24 protein-coding genes and 1 pseudogene are annotated in these 26,346 nt (G+C 72.4%); 6 read left to right on the top strand and 19 right to left on the bottom strand.

What is annotated here, in order from left to right; translation table 11 throughout:
* Positions 1–318: 318 nt before the first annotated feature.
* On the bottom strand, positions 319–726 hold the full coding sequence (locus tag AB0I76_RS03560; RefSeq protein ID WP_357029416.1) for a TIGR03618 family F420-dependent PPOX class oxidoreductase: 408 nt from the start codon (positions 724–726) through the stop codon (positions 319–321).
* A 202-nt stretch (positions 727–928) separates the two neighbouring features.
* Here AB0I76_RS03560 and AB0I76_RS03555 point away from each other — a divergent pair, with 202 nt between their 5' ends.
* Positions 929–1,645 (top strand): C39 family peptidase, encoded by a 717-nt coding sequence (locus AB0I76_RS03555; RefSeq protein WP_357029413.1) that lies wholly within the window; start codon positions 929–931, stop codon positions 1,643–1,645.
* An 80-nt stretch (positions 1,646–1,725) separates the two neighbouring features.
* Here the strand turns inward: AB0I76_RS03555 and AB0I76_RS03550 are convergent, their stop codons facing one another.
* From AB0I76_RS03550 to AB0I76_RS03525, 6 genes are all read right to left on the bottom strand, one after another.
* On the bottom strand, positions 1,726–2,901 hold the full coding sequence (locus AB0I76_RS03550) for a M20/M25/M40 family metallo-hydrolase (protein ID WP_357029410.1): 1,176 nt from the start codon (positions 2,899–2,901) through the stop codon (positions 1,726–1,728).
* Positions 2,902–2,927: 26 nt separating this feature from the next.
* Entirely contained in the window at positions 2,928–3,737 is an 810-nt protein-coding gene (locus AB0I76_RS03545) for an amino acid ABC transporter ATP-binding protein (RefSeq protein ID WP_357029407.1), read from the bottom strand.
* Positions 3,734–4,588 (bottom strand): amino acid ABC transporter permease, encoded by an 855-nt coding sequence (locus tag AB0I76_RS03540; RefSeq protein WP_357029404.1) that lies wholly within the window; start codon positions 4,586–4,588, stop codon positions 3,734–3,736. Before AB0I76_RS03540 ends, AB0I76_RS03545 begins: the two co-directional genes overlap by 4 nt.
* Positions 4,589–4,703: 115 nt before the next feature.
* Positions 4,704–5,651 carry a transporter substrate-binding domain-containing protein gene (locus tag AB0I76_RS03535; RefSeq protein WP_357029401.1) on the bottom strand — a complete coding sequence of 316 codons (948 nt, stop codon included), beginning with the start codon at positions 5,649–5,651 and terminating at the stop codon, positions 4,704–4,706.
* A gap of 91 nt (positions 5,652–5,742) precedes the next feature.
* A complete protein-coding gene (locus AB0I76_RS03530; RefSeq protein ID WP_357029398.1) occupies positions 5,743–6,681 on the bottom strand; it encodes a MurR/RpiR family transcriptional regulator in 939 nt (312 codons plus the stop codon).
* An 86-nt stretch (positions 6,682–6,767) separates the two neighbouring features.
* On the bottom strand, positions 6,768–8,210 hold the full coding sequence (locus AB0I76_RS03525; protein ID WP_357029395.1) for a pre-peptidase C-terminal domain-containing protein: 1,443 nt from the start codon (positions 8,208–8,210) through the stop codon (positions 6,768–6,770).
* Positions 8,211–8,385: 175 nt separating this feature from the next.
* On the opposite strand from AB0I76_RS03525, the gene AB0I76_RS03520 reads away from it, so the two are divergent.
* Positions 8,386–9,282: an aminoglycoside phosphotransferase family protein gene (locus AB0I76_RS03520; protein WP_357029392.1), complete on the top strand. Its 897-nt coding sequence runs from the start codon at positions 8,386–8,388 to the stop codon at positions 9,280–9,282.
* A 50-nt stretch (positions 9,283–9,332) separates the two neighbouring features.
* Here AB0I76_RS03520 and AB0I76_RS03515 read toward each other — a convergent pair whose 3' ends face one another.
* Positions 9,333–10,586, bottom strand: a complete 1,254-nt coding sequence (locus tag AB0I76_RS03515; RefSeq protein ID WP_357029389.1) for a cyanophycinase — start codon at positions 10,584–10,586, stop codon at positions 9,333–9,335.
* Positions 10,587–10,742: 156 nt separating this feature from the next.
* Between AB0I76_RS03515 and AB0I76_RS03510 the strand changes: the two genes are divergently transcribed.
* On the top strand, positions 10,743–11,342 hold the full coding sequence (locus AB0I76_RS03510; RefSeq protein ID WP_357029386.1) for a hemerythrin domain-containing protein: 600 nt from the start codon (positions 10,743–10,745) through the stop codon (positions 11,340–11,342).
* A gap of 64 nt (positions 11,343–11,406) precedes the next feature.
* Here the strand turns inward: AB0I76_RS03510 and AB0I76_RS03505 are convergent, their stop codons facing one another.
* Positions 11,407–11,592 carry an antitoxin gene (locus AB0I76_RS03505; protein WP_357029383.1) on the bottom strand — a complete coding sequence of 62 codons (186 nt, stop codon included), beginning with the start codon at positions 11,590–11,592 and terminating at the stop codon, positions 11,407–11,409.
* Positions 11,593–11,734: 142 nt separating this feature from the next.
* On the opposite strand from AB0I76_RS03505, the gene AB0I76_RS03500 reads away from it, so the two are divergent.
* Both AB0I76_RS03500 and AB0I76_RS03495 read left to right on the top strand, forming a co-directional pair.
* Complete coding sequence (locus tag AB0I76_RS03500; protein ID WP_357029380.1) at positions 11,735–13,219, top strand: hypothetical protein; 1,485 nt, start codon at positions 11,735–11,737, stop codon at positions 13,217–13,219.
* Between the two features lie 88 nt (positions 13,220–13,307).
* Positions 13,308–14,462, top strand: a complete 1,155-nt coding sequence (locus AB0I76_RS03495) for an AI-2E family transporter (RefSeq protein ID WP_357029377.1) — start codon at positions 13,308–13,310, stop codon at positions 14,460–14,462.
* A 48-nt stretch (positions 14,463–14,510) separates the two neighbouring features.
* Here AB0I76_RS03495 and AB0I76_RS03490 read toward each other — a convergent pair whose 3' ends face one another.
* Entirely contained in the window at positions 14,511–15,185 is a 675-nt protein-coding gene (locus AB0I76_RS03490; protein WP_357029374.1) for a hydrolase, read from the bottom strand.
* A 215-nt stretch (positions 15,186–15,400) separates the two neighbouring features.
* Between AB0I76_RS03490 and AB0I76_RS03485 the strand changes: the two genes are divergently transcribed.
* A complete protein-coding gene (locus tag AB0I76_RS03485; protein WP_357029369.1) occupies positions 15,401–15,580 on the top strand; it encodes a hypothetical protein in 180 nt (59 codons plus the stop codon).
* Between the two features lie 94 nt (positions 15,581–15,674).
* On the opposite strand, the gene AB0I76_RS03480 is transcribed toward AB0I76_RS03485, so the two are convergent.
* The 9 genes and pseudogenes from AB0I76_RS03480 to AB0I76_RS03440 form a co-directional block, all read right to left on the bottom strand.
* On the bottom strand, positions 15,675–18,047 hold the full coding sequence (locus tag AB0I76_RS03480; RefSeq protein ID WP_357029366.1) for a glycosyl hydrolase family 65 protein: 2,373 nt from the start codon (positions 18,045–18,047) through the stop codon (positions 15,675–15,677).
* Complete coding sequence (locus AB0I76_RS03475; RefSeq protein WP_357029363.1) at positions 18,044–18,796, bottom strand: beta-phosphoglucomutase family hydrolase; 753 nt, start codon at positions 18,794–18,796, stop codon at positions 18,044–18,046. Before AB0I76_RS03475 ends, AB0I76_RS03480 begins: the two co-directional genes overlap by 4 nt.
* A 145-nt stretch (positions 18,797–18,941) precedes the next feature.
* The gene (locus tag AB0I76_RS03470; protein WP_357029360.1) at positions 18,942–19,406 is read right to left on the bottom strand and encodes a DUF4442 domain-containing protein; all 465 of its coding nucleotides are present in this window, start codon (positions 19,404–19,406) and stop codon (positions 18,942–18,944) included.
* Between the two features lie 169 nt (positions 19,407–19,575).
* The gene (locus AB0I76_RS03465; protein WP_357029419.1) at positions 19,576–19,764 is read right to left on the bottom strand and encodes a DUF397 domain-containing protein; all 189 of its coding nucleotides are present in this window, start codon (positions 19,762–19,764) and stop codon (positions 19,576–19,578) included.
* An 87-nt stretch (positions 19,765–19,851) separates the two neighbouring features.
* A pseudogene (locus tag AB0I76_RS03460) lies at positions 19,852–19,923 on the bottom strand (hypothetical protein); the annotation flags it as partial.
* A 149-nt stretch (positions 19,924–20,072) separates the two neighbouring features.
* On the bottom strand, positions 20,073–20,999 hold the full coding sequence (locus AB0I76_RS03455; RefSeq protein WP_357029357.1) for a potassium channel family protein: 927 nt from the start codon (positions 20,997–20,999) through the stop codon (positions 20,073–20,075).
* Between the two features lie 70 nt (positions 21,000–21,069).
* Complete coding sequence (locus AB0I76_RS03450) at positions 21,070–22,377, bottom strand: ABC transporter ATP-binding protein (protein WP_357029354.1); 1,308 nt, start codon at positions 22,375–22,377, stop codon at positions 21,070–21,072.
* Positions 22,378–22,484: 107 nt separating this feature from the next.
* Positions 22,485–24,674, bottom strand: a complete 2,190-nt coding sequence (locus tag AB0I76_RS03445) for a bifunctional glycosyltransferase family 2 protein/CDP-glycerol:glycerophosphate glycerophosphotransferase (protein ID WP_357029351.1) — start codon at positions 24,672–24,674, stop codon at positions 22,485–22,487.
* A gap of 17 nt (positions 24,675–24,691) precedes the next feature.
* Positions 24,692–26,346 (bottom strand): DUF5941 domain-containing protein (locus AB0I76_RS03440; RefSeq protein ID WP_357029349.1); only part of this gene is annotated, 1,655 nt, incomplete at its 5' end.

Raw genomic sequence — 26,346 nt, 5'->3', positions numbered from 1 at the left:
CGGTCCCGTGTTCGTCGAGGGGATTCAACGACCGGCCGGCCACCGTCATTCCGGGGCCGGGCGACCCACGCCCGGGGGCTGCGCGTCCTGCTCGACCGTCCACCCAATGTAACGACCCCCGGGCGGCCACGATTCCGCCGCCAGGATGCCCCCGGTCACACCCCGGAACCGGACAACCAGCCTGATAACGGACGCCGCAGCCAGGGGGCCGGGCGGAGATCCACTCGACATCACTGAAACCGGGCCATCGGCTCCACCCGGACAGCCCGACTTCACAGAACCCGAGTCGATCAAGCGTCCGGACACACGACGCAGAGGTCAGAGACTGCCCAGCAGGCGTGTCACGGTGATCTCGATGACGACCCGGTCCGGGTTCGGGCGCGGGGTGCGGTACCGCTCGGCGTACCGGCGCTCAGCGTCCGCCACCGCCGGCCGGTCGGAACGCACGACGGCCCGGCCCTCGATCGTCAACCAGCGCCGCCCGTCGACGTGGCACACCGCCACCGCCCCACCCTCGGGCCCGGCCTCGGCGACGTGTCGGGCCTTGCGGGAGGTGCGGCTGGTGATCACCCGTGCGAGGTTCGCGTCGGCGTCGAAGGTGACCCCCACCGGTACGACATGCGGGGTACCGTCCGCGCGCAGGGTGGTCAGCGTCGCGAGGTGCCGTTCCCGGCAGAACGCGGTGACCCGTTCGTCGTACGGGTCCAACCGATGGTCGCCCGGCATGTCGTGTCCCCTGTCTCGCAGCCCGACCTCGATCATGGCACGGCCCACCCGGGTGGAATGCCGGCAGCAGCAGGGCGGTTGCATCCCCGGTGAGCCGGCGGGCCAGGACGTGCGCCCGTCGGATCCGTGAGCCGAGCGCCTTTCCCGGTGCTTGCCGTCTCCGGTCCCGGAGGCGACAGACCCCCCGAACGGAGCCCGACTGATGAATCCGATCGTGCACAAGAGTGGCCTGTCCGTCGCCGGTCTGCTGGTCGCCGGTGGGTGCATCGCCGGCATCACCGGCCCCGCCACGGCCGAGGCGACGCCGATGGCCACCGCCCCGTTCGGCGCCGTCGGCGTCGACAGGTCCGACCGGGGCCCCGACAAGGCCGACAAGGACCGCAGGGGCGACCGGGCCGACAAGGTCCGGGATCGCCGGGCCGAGCGCATGGTGGGCATCGAGTACCAGGCGCAGCCCAACTTCTTCTACTGCGGCCCGGCGGCGACGCGGATCGCTCTGACCGCTCAGGGCAAGACGCTGTCGCAGGACGAGCTGGCGGCGAAGCTGGGCACCACGGAGGCCGGCACCGACTCGGCCCTCGACACCACCCGGGTGCTCAACGAGCTGACCGGTGCCGGGTACGAGACCCGCGAGATCCCGGGTCCGGTCGCCAAGCCGGAGGAGGTGGACCGGCTGCGCGCCGACGTGCTCGACGCGCTGGACGCCGGCCGGCCGGTGGTGGCCAACATCAAGGGCACCGCGGTCGACACCGACGGCGCACCGCACTCGTACGAGGGCGGCCACTACCTGACCCTGGTGGGTTACCGCGACGGCGGTGACCTGATCCGGATCGCCGACCCGGCCGCGCCGGTGGGCGAGTACTGGATGACCCTGGAGAAGGTCGCCAACTGGATCGCCGAGCGCGGCTACTCCGCCTGAGGCGAGGACGAACGAGGGCCGGTCCCCCGACGACGGGGGGACCGGCCCTCGCGTGTCCCGGCGGTCGGCGTACGCCGGGACTAACCCCGGTCCGCCCGGCTGACCTCGTCGATCAGGCCGGCGAGCAGTGCGGTACGGGGTACGACGGAGTCCAGGTCCAGCCACTCCGACGGGCTGTGGTCGGCGCCGCCCACCGGGCCGAGCCCGTCGAGCACCACCGCGCCGGCCTCGGCCAGCAGGTTCGCGTCGGCGCAGCCGCCGGTCGCGGTGTGTGACACCGGTATGCCGAGCCCGGCGCCGACCTTCGCGGCCAGTTCCGTGAGCCGCTGACCGGCCGGGCCCAGTTCCCAGGGCGGGGTGGGGGCGTGCACGGCCAGTTCGCCGCGTACCCCGGAGACCATCGGCTCGCCGACCAGCCGGCGGATCTCGGCGAGCGCGGCCTCGTACTCGCGGGCGTGCCAGGCGCGCAGGTCCACGAGCATGCGGGCCCGGTCGGGAACCACGTTGGGCCGGTCGCCGGAGGTCAGGTGGCCGACGTTGACGGTCACGCCGGGCCACCGGCCGTTGAGCGCGTCCAGGGCGACGGTCAGCCGGGCGGCGGCGAGCAGGGCGTTCGCCCCGCGCTCCGGCTCGATGCCGGCGTGCGCGGCCCGGCCGCGCAGCGTCACCTCCAGGTCGGCGACGCCCTTGCGCGCCGACACCAGGTCACCGTTGTCGCGGGCGCATTCCAGGCAGAGAGCCACGTCGGCCTCGGCCCCGAGGGTACGCAGAAGCGGCCGGCTGCCCGTCGAGCCGATCTCCTCGTCCGGGGTGCAGACCAGCACCAGCTCGCCGTACTCGTCGCGGTTGAGCGCGGCCAGGACCTCGACGGCGGCCAGACCGGCGAGCACGCCGCCCTTGTCGTCGCTGACCCCCGGCCCGTACGCCCGGCCGCCCTGCACACGGAACGGCCGGGCGGCGGCCGTGCCGGGCGGGAAGACGGTGTCGAGGTGTCCGGCGAGCAGGATCCGCCGGTGGCCCCGGCCCCGCCGCCGCCCGATGAGCACGTCGCCGAGCGGCGTGCCGGACGGGTCGGCGACCGGTTCCCGCTCGACGGACATGCCGGCTTCCAGGCACCAGGTCTGTACGAGGTCGGCGACCTGCCGCAGCCCGTCCACCTGGCCGGATCCGGAGTCGACGCCGACCAGGCGGGACAGGCGCTCGTGGTACGGGGCGAGCCGGTCCCCCGCCGCGGCGAGCAGGTCCGCGCTCTCCACCGGCACCCCTCCCACGTTGACCGCGCTCACAGGACCTTGTCCAGGAACGCGCGGGTGCGGTCGTGCTTGGGGTTGCCGAGCACCTCGCTCGGCGGGCCCGCCTCGACGACGACACCGCCGTCGAGGAAGGCGACGGTGTCGCCGACCTCGCGGGCGAAGCCCATCTCGTGGGTGACCACGACCATGGTCATGCCGTCGGCGGCCAGGGCCTTCATGACGTCGAGCACGTCGCCGACGAGTTCCGGGTCGAGTGCCGAGGTCGGCTCGTCGAAGAGCATCAGCTTGGGGTGCATGGCGAGCGCGCGGGCGATGGCGACCCGCTGCTGCTGCCCGCCGGAGAGCTGGGCGGGGTAGTTGTTCGCCTTCTCGGCGAGGCCCACCCGTTCCAGCAGCGTCATCGCCTCGGCGCGCGCCCGGTCGCGGGGCGTTCCGAGGACGCGCAGCGGCGCCTCGATGACGTTGCCGAGCGCGGTGAGGTGCGGGAAGAGGTTGAACCGCTGGAACACCATGCCGATGTCGCGGCGGCGGCGGGCGACCTCGCGGGCCTTCAGCTCGTAGAGCTTGTCGCCCTGGCGGCGGTAGCCGACCAGGTCGCCGTCGACCCAGAGCTGGCCACCGTCGATGCGTTCCAGGTGGTTGATGCAGCGAAGGAAGGTGGACTTACCGGAGCCCGACGGCCCGAGCAGACACGCGACCTCGCCGGGGGCGACGGTCATGTCGATGCCCTTGAGGACCTCGATCGGCCCGAACTTCTTGGTGACGCCCTCGGCGCGCACCATGGGCCGGGTCTCGACGGCGGCCTGCGCCGTACCGGTGGTGGTGGCTTGCGTGGTCATCGGACTCCTCCCCGGGCGAAGCCGCGGCCGAACCGGCGTTCGATGGCCCACTGGCCGGCGGACAGCAGGCTGACCAGCGCCAGGTACCAGATCGCCGCCACGACGAGCAGCGGGATCACCTTGTAGTTGCCCTGGTAGACGGTCTGGACGGCGGTCATCAGGTCGCGGCCGGCGATGATCGACACCAGTGCGGTGGACTTGAGCATGGTGATGGTCTCGTTGCCCATCGGCGGGATGATGACCCGCATCGCCTGGGGCAGGACGATCCGGCGCAGGGTGAGCGTCGGGCTCATGCCGAGGGCCGCGGCGGCCTCGGTCTGCCCGGTGTCCACGGCCAGGATGCCGCCCCGGATGACCTCGGCGGCGTACGCCATCTCGTTGAGCGACAGGGCGAGCACGGCGGCCACGGTGCCGGTGACCACGACGCTGGTCGGCTTGTCGAACAGGACCAGGTCGGTGAAGGGCAGGCTGAACGTGATGCGGGGGAACAGCGCGCCGAGGAAGCCGAAGAAGATGATCTGCACCAGCAGCGGGGTGCCCCGGAAGACCCAGATGAAGGCCCAGGAGACGCCGCGCAGCACGGGGTTGGCGGACAGGCGCATGACGGCGAGCAGGACGCCGCCGACGGTGCCGAGCACCATCGCCAGCAGGGTCAGCCAGAGCGTGGTGACCACACCGTCGAGGATGTAGTCCTTGAACAGGTACTCGCCGATGGTGGCGGGTTCGAGGTTGGGGCTGTCCAACAGCGCCCGGAGGAAGAGGGCCGCCACGCCGACCACGAGGATCGCGGTCAGCCAGCGTCCGTAGTGCCGTACGGGGACCACCCGTACGGTCTCGGTGTCGCTCGTCATTGAGTGCCTCCAGCGGGGACGGGGTGCGGCGGTCGCCGGGCGCCTTCCGGGCCCGCCCTCACGGTTTCGGAAGGGCGCCCGGCGACCGCGGTTCAGGGAGTCGCCTCCGCCGAGGTCAGTCGATGGCCTGGTCGATGGTGGCCGTCTTGACGGCGATCGGCTCCTGCTTCCACTGGGCGAGGATCTTGGTGTAGGTGCCGTCGTCGATCAGCGACTGCACCGCGGCCTGGTACGCCTGGGCCAGTTCCTTCTGGGCCTTGAGGAAGCCGAAGCCGTTCGGGCTGGCCAGCCAGCCGTTCGGGGCGGACGGGTCCTCGACCAGGTCGGCCTTGCCGGTCAGGGTGGGGGCGATGTCCACCAGGTTGACCTTGGTGGCGGCGACCACCTCGACGTTGCCGGCGATCAGCGCCTGCACCGCCTGCGGGTTCTCCGGGTACTCCTTGACCTCGATGGCCTTGCCGGCGCAGCTGGACTTGCTGTAGTCGGCGAGGTTCTTGGCCTGGTTGCTGGCCTTCTGCACGGCCACCTTGCGCCCGCACAGGTCGGCGACGGTCTTCACGGCGAGCGGGTTGCCGGTCTTGACCAGGAAGCCCGTGCCGGAGGCGGAGTAGTCGACGAAGGTCGCGACCTGCTGGCGCTCCTTCTTGTCGGTGATGCCGCCGGCGATCGCGTCGTACTTCGCGGCCTGCAGGCCCGGCACGAGGCCGTCGAAGGGCTGCTGGCTGAAGGTCGCCTTGATGCCCAGCCGGGCGGAGGCGGCCATGAACAGGTCGTAGTCCAGACCCTTGAACTCGTCGGTGCGGCCCTCGGTCTTGAAGTCGATGAAGGGCTCGTACGGGGCGTTGGTCGCCACGGTCAGGGTGCCGCGGTCCCGGATGTCGCCGGGGACCTTCTTGGCGAGGTTGGCGTCGGTGGTGACCTCACCGACGCCCTCGATGGTGACGGAGACGGTCTTGACCGCGTCGCCGGAACCGGCGGCGGTGGAGGAGTCGCCGCCGCAGCCGGCGGTGACGGCGAGGAGGGCCGTGGCCGTGGTGGCCAGGGCAAGGTGACGGATGCGCATGGGGTGTCCTTCCGGGTGCCAGTCGAACCAGCACCCGGACTGTAACGCACATTACGATTTCGATGGGGTTACAGTTTTCTGTAACGCCGCCTCAGCTTCCTCCGAAGGTCTGCTGGGCCTGCTCCATCGCCTTCAGACGCTTCCCGGCGACCGGCCCGAGCCGGTCGATCAACGCGGCCACCAGTGTCTCCACCAGCGCCAACGTGGGTACGAAGCTGTCGTACGGCGAGGGCGACTCGACCCGGCTGGGCAGCACCACCTCGGCCAGACCGGCCACCGGGGAGAGCCACCGGTCGGTGAACAGGACCACCCGGGCACCCCGCGCGGTGACCTCCCGGGCCAGCGCCAGCGTGGGTTCCTCGTACCGTCGGAAGTCGAAGAGGGCGAACAGGTCCCGGCGGCCGACGTCGACGAGCATGTCGGTGCGCTCCACCGGGGTCGACGGCAGCAGGCGACTCCCCCCGCGTACCTGCATCAGGTGCAGCACCAGGTAGTGGGCGAGCAGGCCGGAGAACCGGCCGCCCGCCGCCGTCACCCGCAGCTGCTGGTCGGCGAAGAGGCGGACCGCCGCGTCCAGCTCGCCCTGGGGCAACTCGGCCAGCGTCCCGGCCACGGCCTCCGGCAGGGTCGCCGCCGCCCGGGGCAGGGCCCCCTCCGGTGGAGTGCCGATCCGCTCCGCCGCCCGGTACGCGGTGAGCGGCGAGGTCTCCCGCTCGGCCAGTTCGTCGCGCAGTGCCCGCTGGAACTCCGGGTAGCCGCCGAACCCGAGCCGGCTGAGGAACCGCAGCACGGTCGGCGCGCTCACCTCCGCCCGCTCGGCCAGCGAGGCGACCGTGCCCAGCCCGGCGGCGGGGTACGAGGCCAGCAGGGCGCGGGCCACCCGGCGCTCGGCGGGGCTGCACTCGCCCAGCCGCTGGCGGATCAGCGCCGCCACACCCACGGCGGTTGACTCGGGGGATCCGGCGGCGTGGTCGTCGTGCGCCGGACCGGGGCCCACGCCCGGCTCACCGGCAAGATCGGAGGTCGACACGCGCTGAGCGTAGCCGCCGACGGGCGCGCGGAAGGCGCGTCCTCCCGGGGGGATGAGGAGGACGCGCCTTCCGGCTCGGGGTGGGATCAGGACTTGGCGACGGTGCAGGAGTAGTCGGCGGTGCCGGAGCCGGAGTACGCCTCCAGCTCGACGTAGTAGGTGGCCGAGCCGGACGACGTCCGCGTCAGCGAGGCCGACTCGTCGGTGCCCGCCCCGTCGTTGACCGAGCGGGTGACCGTGCTCCCGTTCGAGTTGAGCAGGTACAGGTCGGCGTCGTAGGCGGTCGGGACCGCGCAGTTCACCGTCAGCGTCTGTCCACTGGCGACGCTCACCTTGAAGTAGTCCCGGTCGCTGGTGCTCTTCATGTCGCCGGTGACGGTCAGCGGGTAGCTGTTGCCGGTGACGTCGTTGGCGGCGTTGCGGGAGTCGTTCGGCTCGACCTCGGCGTACGAGGAGCCACCACCGGGCGGAGGCGGCGGCGGGGTGGTCGAGCAGTCGGTGACCGTGGTGCCGCTGTAGAGGCTGCCGCTCGGCACGCCGTTGGTCACGCTCTTCAGGTAGTAGCCGCAGGTGGGCCGGTTGGCGAAGTGGTAGGTCTGGCCGTTGGCGAGCTTCCAGATCTTGAAGTTGGAGTAGGTCAGCGGCTGCCCCGACACGGCCACCTCGGGCTGGTGGTCACCGAGGACGACGTACGCGTTCGACCCGCTCAACGTGGCGAGCCCGGACTTGTCGATGAACAACGACGCGCCCTCGTTGACGCCGACGCCCCAGGCGGCGCCGCCGCTGGTGCGGCCGTCCTTGATCGCGCGGGCCACGAACGCCATCGTGCGGCCCATCCGGTCGCGCTCCTGGAAGTGCGAGTCGTTGATGGTGTTGGCGTAGTTCGCCCAGCGGAACATGCCGGTGGTGAAGGTCATCGACCGGTCGTACGGGTTGTCCAGGGCGATCGCCGAGGTGGCGCTGGCCGCGCAGGCGTCGTACACGATGTCGCTGTTGATGTGGTGACCGGCGCTGCCGCCGCCGACGCCGCCGCCCTTGGCCACGACCGACTCGACGGACGTCTCCAGCGCGGTGCCCTTCCAGGCGGCGTAGTTGCACTGGTTGCCGCCGGCGAAGTAGACGAACTCCGCGTTGCGGATGTCGGTGTTCACCTGGCTGTTGTTGCCGTCGTTGGCGTTGGTCAGCGTCAGCGTCGTACAGGAGTTGACGTTCGCCAGGCCCATGATGTCGTCGCACTCGGGGGTGCCGCCGTCGGACGCGGCGATGACCGCCACGTCGATCGTGCCGCTGCCGCCGCGGATGGCGTTGATCGCCTGCGTCATGGTGGCGGACACGACGCCGCCCGAGCCGTTCATCGTGTACGCCGGGCCGGACCAGGTCGCCCGGCTGACGTCGGTCGAGCTGCCCTGCCGGTCGCGGATGACCTGGGCGTGCGCGGCGGTCACCCCGACCGGGGCCACGGTGGCGACGAGGCTCGCGGCGGTGAGCACCGCCAGACGGGTACGCAGGGGGTTGCGGACAGGGAACATGGGCACCTCCGAGGGGCCACGGATCGATGAAACAGAAGTTACATCCATTAACTTGGCTGCTCAATACGTAACCTCTGTTACATCTTGATGACGGCCTCGGTCGATCCGCTCCGGCACCGGGCCGCAGCGGGAAACCCGCTGGCCAAGCCGGTGGCCGAGTTGCCAGGATCGGCCGATGCGCATGCACGCCGATCAGGTCGACATCCCCACCGACGTCGTCGCCGCCCTCGTCGCCGACCAGTTCCCGCGCTGGCAGGACCGTCCCGTCCGACCGGTCGTCTCGCACGGCACGGTGAACGCGCTGTTCCGGCTCGGCGACGACGTGGTGCTGCGCTTCCCGCTCCAGCCCGGTGACCCCGAGCGGCACGCCGACCTGGTCCGCGAGCAGGAGAACGCCCGCCGGCTCGCCCCGCTCCTGCCGCTGCCGGTGCCCGAGCCACTGGCCCTGGGCGAGCCCGGTCCCGGCTACCCCGGGCCGTGGACGGCGTACCGCTGGATCCCCGGCGAGACGGCGGGCGAGGCCCGCGTACGCGACGTGGTGGAGTTCGCCGACGACCTGGCTGAATTCGTGCGGGCGCTGCACGCGACGGACGCCGCCGGCCTCCGCTGGAACGGCCGTGGGCGCGGCGGTCCGCTGGTCGGGATGGACGTGTACGTGGCCGAGTGGCTGCCCGCGAGCGCGCACCTGACCGACACGGTCGCGCTGGCCCGGATCTGGGCGGAGTGCCGGGACGCGCCCGCGCACGACGGGCCGGACGTGTGGCTGCACGCCGACCTGATGCCGGGCAACCTGCTGGTCCGTGACGGCCGGCTCGCCGCGGTGATCGACCTGGGCGCGGTCGGCGTCGGGGACCCGGCGGTCGACCTGATGCCCGCGTGGAACCTGCTGCCGCCCGAGGGCCGGGACCGGTACCGGGCGGCGCTCGACGTCGACGACGCGACGTGGGCGCGCGGGCGCGGCTGGGCGCTGGCCCAGGCGATCGGCTGCCTGGCGTACTACGTGGACACCAACCCGGTCATGTCCGCGACCGCCCGCCACACACTGGACGCGATCCTCGCCGCCGAGGTGTAGGGAAGGGCCCCTTCCTAACGCCAGGCGTTGAGAAGGGGCCCTTCCTTACTTCACTTCGCGTTGATGCCGATCATGATGCCGGTGAACGAGGTCGACTCACCGGTCCGGTACGCGGCGAAGCCCCGACCCCGGCTCAGCGTCGCCTGCCACTGCGGGTCGTCCTCGTACGACACGTCGGACACGGACGCGCAACCCGCGTTGGCGATCAGTGCCTCCGCGTTGGTGACCAGGCCGTAGTTCCAGAACACGTCCTCGGTCGGCGTCACGTCGCAGCCCGGGGCGCCGGTGACGCGCTCCTTGCCGGGGGCGAAGAGCGGCTGCCAGCGGTCCGACCGGTACCGGTCGCCCTCGGTCAACCGGGTCCAGCGCACACCCTCGATGCCCCAGACCGGGGTGTCGGTGGTCCGCGCCCAGCGCAGGTCGAGCACGGTCACGCCGCGCTGGCCGATCACCCGCAGCTTCTGGTGCCGCGAGCCGACTCCGGTGACCTCCAGCGCGGTGTTCTCGTCCAGGCCGAAGACCCGCTTGTTGCCCGTGTCCGAGGCGAGCCGGATCGACCGGGCCTCCCGTCCGCGCCGGGAGAAGTGGGTGTCCAGCAGGCCGTCGCGGAAGAACCCGAACCCGCCCTTGGGCAGGTAGCCGAGGACGGTGGAGTCGTCGAAGTAGCCGGGCTTCGACCCGTCCCGCAGGCCGGGGTCGACCGAACCGCCGGTGATCATGTCGCGGCCGGCCATGATCTGCGCGCCCGCGCTGGTGCCGGAGACGACGGCGCCCTCGCGCAGCTTGCGCCGGACCGCGGCCAGTGCGGCGGAGTCGCGCTGCGCCTCGCCGCGGGTCATTGTCGTGACGTACCGGTACTGGTCGCCGCCGCCGAAGAAGAAGCCGGTCATCGAATTGATCTGGGCGACCACGGCCGGGTCGTCGGCCTTCTCCGGGTGGTCGGTGTCGATCGGGATCCACTGCGCGTCGGCCACGCCGAACGTCTTGAACAGGTTGGCGTAGTACTCGCCGTTGCAGACGCTGTTGTTGCAGTCCGGGGTGCCTGCGTCCGGGTCCTCCGACGGCGTCGGGGCCGCCGCGGTGAAGATGCCGATGCGGGCCTTTCCGGTGCCACCGGCGAGCCGGACGATGTCGCCGTAGATGGCGGCGTTGTCGTCGGCGAGTGCGCCGCCGACCAGCACGAGGCTGCCACCCGAGCGGTGGTGGTACGGGGTGGCCGAGGCGGGAGCCGCGGCAAGGGGGACGCTCAGCGCGACCGCCGTACACGCGCCGACCCCGAGGGTCAGCAGGCGGTTCAAGGGCATGACTGCTCCTCACTGGAGACCGTGAGGGCGGGCCGAGGTGAGCGTACGGCACAACATGCGCAGCGACAACGGCCGAAACAAGGGAGATGGGTTCGGTGGGCGAGGGACGGGTACGAGGCCCTCAGCCGACCGTTCCGCAACCGGTAAGGGGCCACCATGACCAACACACAGACCACCCAGCAGGACGTCGTCGACGTCCTCACCGCCGACCACCGCGAGGTCGAGGTTCTCTTCGTCGAGCTGGAGAGCCGGCAGGGCACTCCGGAGCACCGCCGCCACCTGGCCGACGTGGTGATCGCCGAGCTGGTCCGCCACTCGGTCGCCGAGGAGATGTACGTCTATCCGACCGCCCGCAAGGCGCTGCCGGACGGCGACCAGATCGCCGAGCACGAGATCTCCGAGCACGCCGACGCGGAGCGCACGATGAAGGACCTGGAGTCGGTCGACCCGTCCGACGCCCGCTTCGACGAGCTGCTGGCCCACCTGACCAGCACCATCCGCCACCACATTCAGGACGAGGAGTCGGACCTGTTCCCCCGCCTGCGGGCCGCGGTGGCGCGCGAGGAGATGGTCGAGCTGGCCGGCAAGGTCCAGGCCGCGAAGAAGTCCGCGCCGACCCGCCCGCACCCGGCCGCCCCGGACCGCCCGCCGGCGAACAAGATGCTCGCCCCCGGGACCGGCCTGGTGGACCGGGTCCGCGACGCCCTCAGCGGCCGCCCCACCTCGATGGAGGAGCTGCACAAGAAGGACGCCTGACCGGTGGAGACGGACGCTCCCGGGTCACCGCCGTCGCGGTGGCCCGGGAGCGTCCGATCTTTTGTCAGCGGGGGGACGTGTCGCCCTCGCCGGTACGCGCCTGCGCCATGTCGACGCCCTTGTCGGTCTGTTCGTCGTACTTGCCGCCGGTGCGCTTGTCGGCCATCTCGCCAGCCTTGTCCAGGCCCTGGTCGACCTGCTTGTCGTGCTTGTCCGCGAACTCGTCGGCCTTGTTCATGAAGTCGCTCACGACGTTCCTCCTCGCATCGGGGTTCGATGTACTGCGTTCCCTCGGCCGGGGACCGCAAACGCTCGCCGACCGGACAGATCACCGCACAATGCCCCCAGCGGCGCAGGACCGGACACCGGTGCGGCGGCGTACGATCCCTGCCGTGCACGAGACCCCGCATCGCCGACGGTTGATGTCGGTCGTGACCGCGCTGGCGCTGCTGCTGGCGGGTTGCCAGGCGGATCCGAGCGCCGAGCCGGCCCGCTGGTCCGGCTCGGGTGCCACCCCGTCGCCCCCGTCCGGTTCGCGCGCCGCACCGACCGCCGCGCCGAGGGACGCCAGCGGCCTCGGCGCCGCCCCCGTCGCCTGCCCCGACGCCCGGCCGGCACCGAGGTCCGCCAGTTCACTCGACCCGACCGCCGCCTCGTACCTCGGCCGCGACGGTGACGACGCCGCCAACGCGGTGGACGTCTCACCCGCCTGCGAGATCGTCGTCGGGGGGCGGTTCACCGGCCTGAGCGGCGGCACCACGACCACCCTCGGCCGGGGCGGTCCGGGCGCGGTGCTGCGGCTCGACGGCACCGGGCGGCGGCTACTTTCCACCACCCGGCTGGCCGGCACCGTCGAGGACCTGGAGGTCCGGCGCGACGGCGGCGAGATCGCGGTCGCCACCGACCGTGGGGTGTGGCTGCTCGACCCGAAGGCGTCCACCGCCCGCTGGCAGCGCGGCAAGGGCGCGACGCGCGTCGCGGTCGGCGCCGCCGGCACGGTCGCGGCCCTCGCCGGCACGACCGTCACCGTGTACGACCTCAAGGGCGCGACCCTCACCACCATCCGCCCCGAGGCGCGCACCGTCAGCGACGTCGCCGTCGACGACCGCAGCGGCCTCGTGTTCGTCAGCGGGTTCCGGCAGGTCAACGCCGGCCGGTGCGTGCCCGTGCAGATCGCGTACGTGCACGCCTACGACCGGCGGGGCACGCTGCGCTGGCGCGCGTACGACCATCCGGCCGACCGGCTCGGCGACCTCTGCGCGGACAGCCGGGCCGACCGGGTGGCGATGGGCCGCGACGGGAAGCTCTACCTGGCCGGCGAGACCGCGGGCGGCAACACCATCTTCGCCCGCTCGGCCGCCGACCCGTCCCGGCCGGCGCCCAACGTCGTCATCGACACGTTCACCCAGGCGTTCAACACCTCGAACGCGCACTACACCTACCTGGCCCGCCTCGACCCGGCCACCGGACGGCAGCTCGCCGGGCAGGTCGTGCTCAGCCGCATCGACAGCAAGGGCGACAAGGGCAACACCATCAAGCCGTACGCGGTCACCGCCGACGAGTCGGGCCGCGTCTACGCCGGCGGGGTGTCCGCGTACCAGATCGCCGGCCGGTCCCGGATCACGCTCGGTGGCCGCCGCCTCGCCCCGTACGCCGGTGGTGACGCGTGGGTGCTGGTGCTGTCGGCGGACCTGAAGCGACGTACCTCCTGGGTGGTCTTCACCGACGGCGGCGCCGGCGCGGTCCGCGGGGTGGCCGCCGCGTCCGGGGTGGCCGCCGCCGTCGCCAAGGTCGACAAGGGGCCGTTCCACCGCGCCCGTGCGGTGCAGTCCGGCGACGGGGGCGGCTACGTCGTCGCGTGGCCCGGGCTGTCCTGATCCGTCCTCGCCGCACACGCGCGCCTCGCGTGGGGTTCGGAGGCACGCCGACCGGGTACCGACTCGCCGGAGATCGAGGAGGGCCGACGTGGTCGACGATGGTGCCGGGCGGACGCCCGACGTGAAGGTGGTCGGGGGCGCCGCTCCCCGACAGACCTGGGCGGGGCTGCCCTGGCTGGTCCGCTCCGCGGTGGTGTGGAGCGCGTGCCTGATCGTGTTCGTGGTCGCGCTGTACCTGCTGGGCAGGGTCGCGGTGCTGCTCGCGCCGCTGGCCATCGCGGTCGCGGTGACCCTCTTCCTGGCCGCGCTGCTCGACCCGGTGCAGCTGGCGCTGCGCCGGCTGCGGCTGCCCGGCTCGCTGGCCGCCCTGCTCACGGTCCTGCTGCTGCTCGGCGTCCTGATCGGCGTGGGCGCGCTGGTGTGGAACCTGACCGCGTCCCAGTTCGGCGAGCTGAGCGAGGAACTGGTCGCGGGTGTCGAGCGGACCCGCGACTTCGTGACCTCCACGCTGCCGGTCACCGACCAGCAGCTCGACCGGATCATCGACCAGGCGCGCTCGGGCCTCGGCCAGGGCGGCGGGCTCGACCCGGTGGCCGGAGCACGGACCGCAGCCGAGGTGGTCGGCTCCGCACTGCTCGCGCTGGTGCTGCTGTTCTTCCTGCTCAAGGACGGCCGCGCGATGTGGCACTGGATGCTGGACCGGATGACCGGCCCGCGCCGGGGAGTCACCGCCGAGGCGGGCCGCAACGGGTGGCGCACCCTCGGCGCGTACAGCCGGGGCACCATGATGATCGCGGCGATCGACGCGATCGGCATCGGGATCGCGTTGGTGGTGCTGCGCGTGCCGCTGGCCTTCCCGCTGGCGCTGATCACGTTCTTCGGCGGCTTCATCCCGATCATCGGTGCGACGGTCGCCGGCGCGGTGGCCGTACTGGTGGCGCTCGCCGCGAAGGGGCCGGTGACCGCGCTGCTCGTGCTGGCCGCCGTCATCGCCGTGCAGCAGATCGAGGGCAACCTGCTGGAGCCACTCATCATGAAGCGGCAGGTACGCCTGCACCCGGCCGTCATCCTGATCGCGGTCACCGCCGGCACCCTCATCGCCGGCATCGCGGGCGCCTTCGTCGCGGTCCCGATCACGGCGGTCGCCTGGCGCGTCATCGACACCATCCAGCGCCGACGCGAAGGCGCTCCCCCGCCCCCCGCCGCACCCCCCGCACCCCCGGAAGCAGCCGAAGCACGCTGAGACACGGGCCGCAGGGTGCGGGCGCCCGCTGGGGTGGTGGGGCCAGCGTCAGTGGAGGTGGGTGGTGAACCAGGTGGCTGCCTCGTGGGACACCTGCTCCAGGGCACCGGGCTCCTCGAAGAGGTGGGTGGCGCCCGGGATGATGGTCAGCTCGGCGGTGTCGGGCAGGGCGTCCTGGGCCTGCTCGTTGAGCGCGATGACCTGCTCGTCGAGACCACCGACGAGCAGGAGCGTCGGGGCGCGTACCTGACCGAGGGCCGGGCCCGCCAGGTCGGGCCGCCCGCCACGGGACACCACCGCCCGGACCGGTTCGGGTCGTTCGGCGGCGGCGACCAGCGCGGCGGCGGCTCCGGTGCTCGCACCGAAGAGACCGATGGGCAACCCTCCCATCGCGCCGGCCGGGGCCGGGCCGAAGGGTTGCTCGGTGGCGAGCCAGTCGACGATCCCCGCCAACCGTCGCGCGAGCAGCCCGATGTCGAAGCGCAACTCGGCGGTCCGCTCGTCCACCTGGTTCTCCGCGGGGGTCAGCAGGTCGACCAGGACGGTACCCAGCGCGCTGCGGTTGAGTACGTGCGCCACCGCCACGTTGCGCGGGCTGTGCCGGGAGCTGCCGCTGCCGTGCGCGAACAGCACCACACCGGTCGTCTCCTCCGGCACCAGCAGGTCGGCGACGAGGTCCACCTCGCCGGCCGGGATCGTCACCTCACGACTGCGTACGTCCACGTCCCCACCTCCACTCCCCCTCCGACTTCCCCCCGAACCCCTCCGCATGCCGGTAAGGAAGGGCACCTTCTTAACGTCTGGGGTAGCGGAAGGGACCCTCGTTAACACCGCTCCTGCCGCGGGTGGGTGTTTGTCGCCGGGGGCGTCGGGTAGGCGACGGTGGACCGCAGACCGTACCGGCGCGACCAGCGCCCCGACGGATCGCGAGGATCGCCATGGCGCAGCAGCAGCGAGGGTCCCGGCAGCAGACCGCCGAGCGGGACCGCCAGGAACAGGACGCCGAACGCAACCGGGACTGGGCGGACGAAGCCGCCCAGGCGCGTACCGCCGACGATCCGCGGGCGATGGCTCCGCGCGACGCCGGGGGCCGGCCCTCCCAGGGCCGCGCACTCTGAGTAGGCGTCGCCCGAGCGGCGAAGGACGTTAAGAAGGGCCCCCTGTACAACGCCAAGCGTTGACGGGGGGCCCTTCCTTGCACCCTCCCCGCACCTACTGCTCCCGTTCGGGGAGGCGGAGGAGGGGGGCGCGGCCGGGGGCCTGCTCCGGGCGCGGGCCGGACACCTGGGCCGGCGGGATCGGCACGGTCACCGGTTCGGTGCCGGTGATCCGGACCAGCTCGCCGTGGTGGCGCAGCTCCAACACGTCCTCCGGCTCGGCGTGCCGGAGGACGTACGTGGTCTCGTGCGGCCGTACGCCGACCCGCAGCCGCATTCCGCGCCACTGGAGGGAGAACTCCAGGCCGGCCAGGCGGCTGGAGAGCCGGGGCGAGAACGAGAGGGTGCCGTCGTGGTCGCGCAGCCCGCCGAATCCGGAGACCAGGGCGATCCACGCCCCCGCGAGCGAGGCCATGTGCACGCCGTCGCGGGTGTTCTCGTTGAGGTCGTGCAGGTCCATCAGCGCGGCCTCGCGCAGGTAGCTGTGCGCCAGCTCGGGGTGGCCGACCTCGGCGGCGAGGACGGCCTGGGTGCACGCCGACAGCGACGAGTCCCGGACGGTACGCCGCTCGTAGTAGAGGAAGTTGCGCAGTTTCTGGTCGGGGGTGAAGGCGTCGCCCCGCCAGTGCATCGCCAGCACCAGGTCGGCCTGCTTGATCACCTGCTTGCGGTACAGGTCGAAGTACGGGTAGTGCAGCAGCAGCGGGTACTTCTCCGGCGGCGTGTGCTCGAAGTCCCACTCCTGGAGGCGCGTGAAACCCTCCACCTGCTCGTGGACGTCGATCTCCTCGTCGTACGGGATGTGCATGGACGCGGCGGCGTCCCGCCACGCGGCGGCCTCCTCGTCGGTGACCCCGAGGTGGTAGGCCTCGTCCCGGTACCGCATGACGGCGTTGGCGGCGGTGACGAGGTTCCGCTGTGCCATGAGGTTGGTGTAGATGTTGTCGTTCTTCACGGCGGTGTACTCGTCGGGGCCGGTCACCCCGTCGATGTGGAACTGGCCGTGGCGGTCGTGATGGCCGAGCGACCGCCAGAGCCGGGCGGTCTCGACCAGGAGTTCCAGGCCGATCTCCCGTTCCAGCGCGGTGTCCTGGGTGACCAGCACGTACCGCCGCAGCGCGTCGGCGACGTCGGCGGCGATGTGGAAGGCGGCGGTGCCGGCCGGCCAGTAGCCGGAGGACTCCCCGCCCTCGATGGTCCGCCACGGGAAGGCCGCGCCCTCGAGGTTGAGCGTCCGGGCCCGCTCCCGCGCGGTGTCGAGGGTGCGGTGCCGCCAGTGCAGCGCGTCCCGCACGGCGTCGGGATGGGTGTAGGTGAGCACCGGCAGCACGAACATCTCGGTGTCCCAGAACGCGTGACCGTCGTACCCCGGTCCGGTGAGGCCCTTCGAGGAGATGGCCCGGCGTTCGGTTCGCGCGCCGGCCTGGAGCACGTGGAAGAGACCGAACCGGACCGCCTGCTGGACCTCCGGGTCGCCCTCCACGACCACGTCGGCGGCGTCCCAGAACTCGTCCAGGTATTCGCGCTGCTCCCGCAGCAGCCCCTCCCAGCCGTCCAGCTTCGCCCCGGCCAACGCCGCGCCGACCTGGTCGCGTAGCGCCGGGAGCGACCGGCGGCTGGACCAGCCGTACGTGAGGTACTTGACCACCCGCAGCTTCTCGCCGGGCTTGAGGACGCAGGCGATGGTGGTGCGGACCCAGTCCTCGTACCCCTCGGACTCGAGGGTGATCCGCGCGGTGGTGCTGACCTCGTGGTCCATCGCGGCGGCGACCCGTAGCCCGGAGACCTTCGTGCGGTGGATGAGCAGCCCGCCGTCGTCGGTGGTCAGCTCCTCCTCCGCCAGCAGCGGCGACTCCAGCACGGCTGCCACCCGGGGGTCCCGGCTCTGTGGGGGCAGCGTCTCGTTGGCCACCAGTTCGGACTGGACGATGAGGCGCAGCGGGACGTCGACCGCCTCGACCTCGTAGTTGATGGCCGCGACCGCCCGCTGGCGGAACGACACCATGCGGGTACTACGGACCTTCACCTCCGGGCCGGCCGGGGAGCGCCAGTGCAGTTCCCGGTGCAGGGTGCCGGCGCGCATGTCGAGGATGCGTTCGTGGCCGAGGAGTTCGCCGTACCGGACGTCGAGCGGCTCGTCGTCGACGAGCAGCCGGATCAGCTTGCCGTTGGTGACGTTGACGACGGTCTGGCCGGACTCGGGAAAGCCGAAGCCGGCCTCCGCGTACGGCAGGGGGCGCAGTTCGTAGAAGGAGTTGAGGTAGGTGCCGGGCAGGCCGTGCGGCTCACCCTCGTCGAGGTTGCCGCGCAGGCCGATGTGGCCGTTGGAGAGCGCGAAGACCGACTCGGACTGGGCCAGCACGTCCATGTCGAGCCGGGTCTCCCGGACGTGCCACGGCTCGACGGGATAGGCCCGCTCCCGGATCACGCGGTGTCCCCGGTGTGCAGCAGGTCCGCGAGGTCGGTGACCACCACGTCCGCGCCGTGTTCCCGCAGTTCGGCGGCCTGGCCGACCCGGTCGACACCCACCACGTACCCGAATCCGCCGGCCCGCCCGGCGGCGACGCCGGCGAGGGCGTCCTCGAAGACGACGGCGTTGGCGGGGTCGACGCCGAGCAGCTTCGCGCCGGCCAGGAACGTGTCGGGGTGGGGCTTGCCGCGCAGGCCCTGCGCGCGGGCGACGAGCCCGTCGACCCGCGCCTCCAGCAGCGGTTCCAGCCCGGCGGCGGCGACCACCTCGCGGCCGTTGGCGCTGGCGGTGACCACGGCGCGGCGCAGGCCGGCGGCGGTGGCCGCCTTCAGGTACGCGACGGAGCCGGGGAAGACGTCCACCCCGTGGGCGCGCAGGTGCTCCAGCAGGAGCACGTTCTTGCGGTTGCCCACGCCGTTGACGGTCTCCGCGTCCGACGGGTCGTCCGGCCGCCCCTCGGGAAGGACGATCCCGCGTGAGGCGAGGAAGGTGCGTACGCCGTCGGCGCGGGGTCGCCCGTCGACGTACCGGTTGTAGTCGTCTCCGGGGTCGAACGGGCGGAAGGGTTCGCCGGTGGCAGCGGCGTGCCGCCGGAGGAAGTCGTCGAAGGTGGCGGTCCAGGCGGCGTTGTGGACCCGGGCGGTCTGCGTCAGCACACCGTCCAGGTCGAAGAGACAGGCGGTCACATGAGCAGGCAGGCCCAGCACGGTACGAATCTATCCAGACCTCCGCGCCGGCAAACCGGGTTCCGCCGAAGGGGTCGACGGGTGGCGGCGGAGACGCTGGCGCAACTCCTGGCGGCATGAGCCGGTGGGGTCACGGTCGACCGCGGCCCCACCGGCCGGTCACCGCTCAGTTCGGGCGCAGCGTCCAGACCACGGTCATCTCCGAGGTCGGCTTGCCCTCCTCGGTGGCGATCTCGACCCGTACCGGGAATTCCGGCCGCTGACCGGCGTCCAGCTCCGCGATCACCTCGGCCGCCGCGCGCCCCAGCCGGGCCGTCGCGCGCACCGGACCCATGGCGAGCTTCCGGTACGCGATGTCGGCGCGCACCGCGAGCGGCGTCGCCCGGTCGAGCAGGTGCCCGAACGCGGCGAGCACGACCGCGCCGGACGCGGTCTCACCGAGGGTGAACATGGCCCCGGCGTGCGGCCCGCCCACGTGGTTGTGAGTGGCCGGCGAGTCGGGCAGCCGGACGACGGCCCGCACGCCGCCGTCGGCATCGGGGGCCACCTCGACGAATTCGAAGCCGAGCGTACGGGCGAAGGGCACCGCGTCGAGCATGCCGGCCGCCACCTGGCGCGAGTCGATGGTCATGCCCGAACGTTACCCGCGAGTAACTTTCCGGGCAAGGGCGGTAGGCGGCCCGAGGGGCAAGATCGACTCGACTTCATTGAAGTCGGGCTGTCGAACGTCGGGGACACCCCGACTTCAGTGATGTCGAGTTGACCTTGCCGCCGTCGCCGGCCAGCGTCCGATCAGCGACTCAGCGGCGCTTGGCGTGCTCCACGAACGCCTGCCACGCCGCCGGCCCGAACACCAACGCCGGCCCCTGCCGATCCTTGCTGTCCCGCACGCAGACCACACCGTGCAGGTTGTCGGCCACCTCCACGCAGTTGCCCTGGTTGCCGCTGCTCCGGGTGCTTCTGCGCCAGATCGCGCCGGTCAGGTCCATGCCTCTGCCGCCTCCGATCCGCACCAGCAGACCGCCCGCGGCCAGGACCTCGTCGCATCGCTGGGTGAACTCCTCCCGGGGCGGGCGACGGGACTGCTCCACCGCCGCCACCAGCGAGGCGGAGTAGTTGAGTCGTTCGCCGAGCGCCTCCTGGGACATCCCGGCATCGGTCCGCAACACCTGTGCGGTCTGCTCTACGAGGCGGCGCGCGACCTGTACCGGCTGAACCCCGACGACGGCCCGAGCCCGCGCGACCTGTTCACCCGGTTCGTCGCCTGGGGGCCGTTCCGCCGCCCCCACGCACCGGGTTAGGAGCCGCTCCACGCGGTCTCGGCATGGTGCCGCTGGTCCCGCGCGTACGCCCGCAGCACCTCCCGGGTGTCGCCGCCGACCCGCAGGAAGTCGTCGTTGAGCACCGTGGCGAGGTCGTCCAGCGCGCAGCCGAGCATCCGGCCGGCCGTTCGGACGTGCGGGTCGGCCGACTCGGCGGCCAGGTCCACCAGGTCCAGCGCGTAGCGGAGCATGGCCGGCAGGGCGGTCTCCTCGGTCTGCTCCCGGAAGTAGTAGCTGGTGGGGAACTGGGTCAGGTCCACCCTGACCTCCGCCACCGCCGCCGCCAGGTCGGCCAGCAGGTCCGGCGGGAGGTGCTCGGGCGGCTTGTCCTCGGGGTGGTTGCGGGCCCGGCGCAGCACCGACAGGCGGAGCGCCAGGACGCGGCGCCGGGTCAGCGCCGGGTAGACCTCCACGACCCACGCGACCACGGCGGTGAGCAGCGAGAAGCCGACCAACGCCTCGATCGGCGTGGCGAGGCGCATCCAGACGGAGGTCGGCGCGATGTCGCCGAAGCCGAGCGTCGTGACCGTCACCAGCGACAGGTAGACCGCGTCGAGCAGGCTGTTGCGCTGGTGCGACTCCACGGAGAACGCGAAGCCCTCCGGCATGTCCGCGAGGTAGATCAGGGCCCAGCCGACGATGGTCGCCAGGCTCCAGAGCAGGGCCACCGCCGCCATGCCGAGCGGCCCGGCCAGGCCGGAGATGCGCCCCTTGCGGCCACCCCGGCCGGCGGACCGCCACACCAGCCGCATCACCAGCCGGGCGAGGGTGCCCCGGCCGGCGGGGTGCAGGAGCGTGTGGAACACGTCCCGGAGGACGATGACGACGATGCCGAGGCCCACCGCCGTCGACACCCAGTCCATCGGTCCCGCCTCCGGTGCGCCGCCACGGTCGCCGCTCATTATCCCGAGCCGGCACGCGCCGCGACCGGCACACGGTCAGCAACCGTTAGAAGGGGCCCCTCCTTACACCTCAGCGCCAGCCGACGTCGATGCGGTCGCCGCGTTCGTCGAAGAAGTGCAGGGCGTCCATGCGTACCTGGACGGCCATGGGGTGACCGGCGGTGACCGCCGGGTACGGCGCCAGCCGTACGGCGAGTTCCGCCGGGCGGCGGTGGTGACGGCCCGGGTCGTGCAGCACGCTGGTCCGGGTGCCGGAGCGCGAGCCGTCCTCGTCCTCCTGCTCGCCGGAGCGCCCGGCGAACCGCTGGACGACCTGGCCGAAGCGGCGCAGCCCGCGCTGGCCGCTGGCCGGCGTCTCGACCGGGCCACTGCTCATCTCGTCGACGACGACGGCGGTCGCGCCGATGTCGAGGAAGGCCAGCGACTCGTGCCCGTGGTGCTCCAGGTACCGGATGCGGCCCTGGAGGACGTCGCCGGGGCTGTCCGGGGCGACCGGGGTGAGCGCCTCCGCGCGCATGCCCACGACGATTCGCTCCCCGTGGTAGTGCGCCACCGCCCGGGTGCGGATGTCGTTCCACGGCAGGTAGAGCGCCTGGTCGCCGAGGGTGAGGGTGACGTACCGGTCGAGGTGGACGTAGACCGACGCCTCCAGCAGGTTCATCCGGGGGCTGCCGAGGAACGCGGCCACGTAGAGGGTGGCCGGCCGGCCGTACACCTGGGTGGGGGTGCCCACGTCCTGGAGGACGCCCTTGCGCATGATGGCGACCCGGTCGGCCATGGTGAGCGCCTCGGCCTGGTCGTGGGTCACGTAGACGGTGGTGACGCCGAGTTCCCGGGTCAGGCCGGAGATCTCCGCGCGCAGCTCGGCGCGGAGCCCGCTGTCCAGGTTGGACAGCGGCTCGTCCATCAGGAAGAGCCCGGGACGGCGGACGATCGCGCGGCCCATCGCGACCCGCTGGCGCTGCCCGCCGGAGAGCTGGCTGGGTCGGCGGGCGAGCACGTCGCCGATGCCCAACGCGCTGGCCACGTCGGTCACCCGCTCCCCGCGCCGCTCCGGCTCAAGGCCGGCCAGCCGGAGCGGGAACTCGATGTTGTCGTTCACGGACATGTGCGGGTACAGGGCGAAGTCCTGGAAGACCATCGCGACGCCGCGTTCGCGGGGCGGCAGGTCGTTGGCGAGTTCGCCGTTCAGCAGCACCGCGCCGGAGGTCGGATCCTCCAGGCCGGCGACCATCCGGAGCACGGTCGACTTCCCGCACCCGGACGGGCCGAGCAGCACCATGAACTCGCCGTCCTCGACGTCCAGGTTCACGGTGTCGACGGCGAGCGTGCCGTCCTTGAACACCTTGGTGACATCCTTGAGCGCGACGGTGGTCACCGTCTCCTCCCCCAGACTCGCCGGACAGACCCCGGCAATGACTGTGACGAGAATCATTCAATTCGCACATCGGGTGAACGTGCCATGTTCGACTCGTAACAGTCCTATTAAACGCCTTCGATGAAGACCCGCCGGACCACCCGCTCGGCGGCGTGCCCGTCGTCCAGTGCGCAGAACCGGTCCCGGAACCGCCGCCGGGCCTCCTCCGCCGCCTCCCCGCGTACCGCACCCGACCGGAACGCCTCGAGCAGCCCGGCGAAGGTCCGGGTGACCGCACCGGGCGGCTCGGCGGTCACGTCGAAGTAGACGCCGCGCGCCAGGCGGTACGCCTCCCAGTCCGGCGCGTAGATCACGATCGGCCGGTCCAGGACCGCGTAGTCGAACATCGCCGACGAGTAGTCGGTGACCAACAGGTCGGCGGCGAGGTAGAGGTCCTCGACGCGCGGGTGCGCGCTGACGTCGTGGACCCGGTCCCGGTCGACCGCACGGAGTGTCCGCCGGTCCCGGTCGTGGAAGTAGTGGCTGCGCATGAGCAGCCGGCCCGCCGGACCGAGCACGTCGAGGAGACAGTCCGGGTCGAACGGCGGCCGGTAGCCCGGCAGGTGCTCACGGTGCGTCGGCGCGTACAGGACGACCTGCTCGCCGTCGCGGACGCCCAGGTCGGCGCGGATCCGCAACACCTCCGCACGGGAGGCGGTGACCAGCCGGTCGTTGCGCGGGTAGCCGACCTCCAGGGTCGTGTACGCGGCCGGGTACGCCCGATCCCACATCTGGGTGGAGAAGCTGTTCGACGTGATGCTGTAGTCCCACCGGTCCACCCGGCGCAGCAGCCCGGCGAAGTCCATGCCCACCGCGCCCACCGGGTAGCGCTGCTGGTCCAGTCCCATCACCTTGACCGGGGTGCCGTGATGGGTCTGCACATGCACGGTGCCGGGCCGCTTGCGGACGGCGTCCGGGAAGTTGACGTTGTTGACCAACCAGCGGGCCCGCGCCAGCGTCCGGTACGCGGCCGGCGTCCCCGCCACCACGTACTCGACGCCCTCGGGGAGGGTGTCCACCCGGTCCCGCCGCACGATCCACACGCCCCGCACCCGTGGGGCCAGCCGGCGGGCCGCCTCGTAGATCGCCGCCGGGTTGCAGGCGTAGCCGCGGTACCAGTAGGCCGCGTACACGGCCAGCGTCGGGTCGACGGGTCGCCGCAGCTCGGTCCGGTAGTACTCGTGCAGCAGCACGTCGCGGGTCCGCCGGGCGGTGCGCCGCGCCACGGGGGTCACCCGCCGCTTCACGCGCCGGGCCCGCTGCCCGGCGGCGTCCCGGGCGAGGTACGCGTTCCGCAGCGCGCTGAACGTCCGCCACCGGCCGGCGGCGACCAGCCGGTGCTTGACCCCGTCCACGCCGGGCGGGACCGGATAGCCCTGCGGTGGGCGCCAGCGCCGGTAGTCGGTGGTGATCCGGGCGAAGAACCGGGGCCGCAGTTCCGGGGCGATGCGCTCCCCGTTGCCCAGCACGGTCAGGTAGTGCCAGATCATCCGCTCGAAGACGACGGGACGCAGTTCGTCGACGGCCGGTTGCCACCGCTCCATGAGACGGAACACCCGGTGCCACTGCTCGAAGACCTCGAAGTGGCGTTCGCCCCGCGTGCGGGTGATCGCCCCGGTCCGGCGCTGCCGGTAGTTGACGCACACCACGTCCAGGACGCCGATCCGCTCGGCGAGCATCAGCGCCGGGTAGGTGAACGACACGTCCTCGTACCAGCCGGGGGCGAAGCGCAGGCCGTTGTCGACCAGGAACTGCCGGCGCAGCAGCCGGTTCCAGGCGGTATGCAGCAGGTGGACCGCCTCCGGCCGCTCACGTAGCCGGAAGGTCTCCGGGCCGGGCGGTTCCGGGTAGACGTCGCGCATCCCGCTGCGGGTCGTGCTGGTGTTCCACCAGGCGCGGACGTGGTCGACGACGAGGACGTCCGGACGGGTTGCGCGCAGGCGGTCGGAGACGGCGGTGAGGCACTCCGGCTCCAGCCAGTCGTCGCCATCGACGAACCACACGTACTCGCCGACGGCCCGGTCCAGCCCGACGTTGCGGGCCGGACCGAGCCCGGCGTTCTCCGGCAACCGGACCGCGTGCACGCGGGGGTCGCGGTCGGCGTACTCGGCGAGGATCTCGCCGCTGTCGTCGGGCGAGCAGTCGTCGACACCGATCACCTCGATGTCGCTCTCCGGCTGTCCCAGGATCGAGTCCAGGCATTCGCGCAGGTAGCCCTGCACCCGGTAGGCCGGCACGACGAAGCTGATCAGGGTCACACCGGCCGTCCCTCACCTCAGCCCGGCGAGCCACCTCCGGCGCCGACCGGACCGGCCGTCGCCCGCGTGGCGCGGGCGGGCAGGACCACCCAGGCGAGGGCGACGCTTGCCATGAAAACCACGAGAAGGTACGTACCGAGTGTAACCATCCCGATACCCGCAAATCCGACGATCGCCGCCACGGCCAGCACCGCCGAACGTCCCTCCCAGCCCAGCGTGGCGTCGTGCAGCGGCGGGGCCACCTTCCGCTTCTCCAGCCGGGCGGTCAGGTCGTAGTGGTGCAGGGTCAGCACGAAGACGTACCCGAAGATCACCCAGGCCGGCACGTCGCCGACCACGCCGACGGCGATCGCGAACAGGTACTCGGCGGCCCGCAGCGCCGCCGGCACCAGCCAGTCCAGCGCGCCCCCGTGCGGCGCCCGCGCCATACCGGCCGCGGGCAGCAGCCACACCAGGGCTGCCAGCGGCACCCAGCGCGGGACGGCGTCGCCGCCGAGCAGGGCCAGCACCAGCAACGCCGCCATCCCCGTCGCGGCGAACACGGCCGACTCCAGCGGCCTGCGCCACGGCACCGCCGGCAGCCGGCGGGCCAGCGGGCCGTCGTCGCGGTGCAGCGAGGTGTCCACCGTGTCCAGCACCCCGACCCGCATCCAGCGGGCGCGCAGCGTGCGCAGAGCCCCGGTGTACGCGAACGCCAGCGCCGCCCACACCAGCACCGCCACCAGGGCGACCAGCGGGCTGAACAGCGCCACGGTGATCGCGATCAGCGCCCACCGCTCCCCGATCGGGAACACCACCGTCCGCTTCAACCAGTACGACAGCGAACCGGTGTCCGCCTGCACCCGCGTCGAGGCGGCGTTGAGCTTGTCGCCGATCCCGCCGCCCCCGCCGACGGCCTTCGGGCGGCGCGCCGCCTCGTCGTGCAGCGCCCCGTACCAGGTGTCGGTCATGTGCCGCACCGTCTGCAGCGTCATCGCGGCGATCGCCAACGCCCACCCGTAGCGGTAACCGGCGGCCGTCGCCCCGTAGCCGAGACCCGCGTAGACCACGTACTCCTTGGCCCGGTCGGCCATCGTGTCCAGCCAGCCGCCCCAGGCACTGAAGTTGCGGGTGTAGCGGGCCAACTGGCCGTCCACGCAGTCCAGCACGAAGCCCAGGTAGAGCAGCACCCCGCCGAGGACCAGCGCCGGCCGGTCGCCGACGGCGAACAGCACCGCCGCCGCCACCGCGAACGCGATCGAGATCATCGTGACGACGGTCGGGGTCAGTCCCAGCCGCGCCGACAGCTTCGTCACGTGCGGGGACCAGGTGCTCACGAAGTACGTCGTGAAGAAGTCGTCCCGCTCCTTCACCGACAGCCGCAGCTCCGCCCGGTCCTCGTCGACGGCGGCGACCGCCGCCTCCGCCCCGGCCAACTCGGTCGGGTCGGTGACCCGGTGCGCCACGAGCAGACGTACCCGATGGGCGAACGTCAGCGTGCCGCGCGCGGTGAGGTCGGCGAAGAGCCGGTCCACGGCGGACCCGACGGGCCTCGCTCCGGTCGGCCCGGCCGGTCCCACCGCGACCACCCCGGCGGCCACCGCCCGCGCCGACTCGACGAGGGCCGGCACATCGGCGGCGCCGACCCGCAACGCGCCCCCGAACGTGCCGCGGGCGACAGCCCGTTCAGCCA

This window comes from Micromonospora sp. NPDC049799, from assembly GCF_040656655.1.
Taxonomy (GTDB): Bacteria; Actinomycetota; Actinomycetes; order Mycobacteriales; family Micromonosporaceae; genus Micromonospora.
Note: the sequence above shows the minus strand (reverse complement) of the source record. Positions and strands in the feature narration are given on the sequence as shown.

Coding starts and splice junctions, on each gene's coding strand:
- AB0I76_RS03545 (WP_357029407.1), bottom strand. CDS start 3,737: ATGACCACGCAAGCCACCACCACCGGTACGGCGCAGGCCGCCGTCGAG.
- AB0I76_RS03525 (WP_357029395.1), bottom strand. CDS start 8,210: ATGTTCCCTGTCCGCAACCCCCTGCGTACCCGTCTGGCGGTGCTCACC.
- AB0I76_RS03515 (WP_357029389.1), bottom strand. CDS start 10,586: ATGCCCTTGAACCGCCTGCTGACCCTCGGGGTCGGCGCGTGTACGGCG.
- AB0I76_RS03535 (WP_357029401.1), bottom strand. CDS start 5,651: ATGCGCATCCGTCACCTTGCCCTGGCCACCACGGCCACGGCCCTCCTC.
- AB0I76_RS03560 (WP_357029416.1), bottom strand. CDS start 726: ATGCCGGGCGACCATCGGTTGGACCCGTACGACGAACGGGTCACCGCG.
- AB0I76_RS03455 (WP_357029357.1), bottom strand. CDS start 20,999: ATGAGCGGCGACCGTGGCGGCGCACCGGAGGCGGGACCGATGGACTGG.
- AB0I76_RS03470 (WP_357029360.1), bottom strand. CDS start 19,406: ATGACCATCGACTCGCGCCAGGTGGCGGCCGGCATGCTCGACGCGGTG.
- AB0I76_RS03485 (WP_357029369.1), top strand. CDS start 15,401: ATGGCGCAGCAGCAGCGAGGGTCCCGGCAGCAGACCGCCGAGCGGGAC.
- AB0I76_RS03510 (WP_357029386.1), top strand. CDS start 10,743: ATGACCAACACACAGACCACCCAGCAGGACGTCGTCGACGTCCTCACC.
- AB0I76_RS03555 (WP_357029413.1), top strand. CDS start 929: ATGAATCCGATCGTGCACAAGAGTGGCCTGTCCGTCGCCGGTCTGCTG.
- AB0I76_RS03520 (WP_357029392.1), top strand. CDS start 8,386: ATGCGCATGCACGCCGATCAGGTCGACATCCCCACCGACGTCGTCGCC.
- AB0I76_RS03540 (WP_357029404.1), bottom strand. CDS start 4,588: ATGACGAGCGACACCGAGACCGTACGGGTGGTCCCCGTACGGCACTAC.
- AB0I76_RS03465 (WP_357029419.1), bottom strand. CDS start 19,764: ATGGACCTGACCGGCGCGATCTGGCGCAGAAGCACCCGGAGCAGCGGC.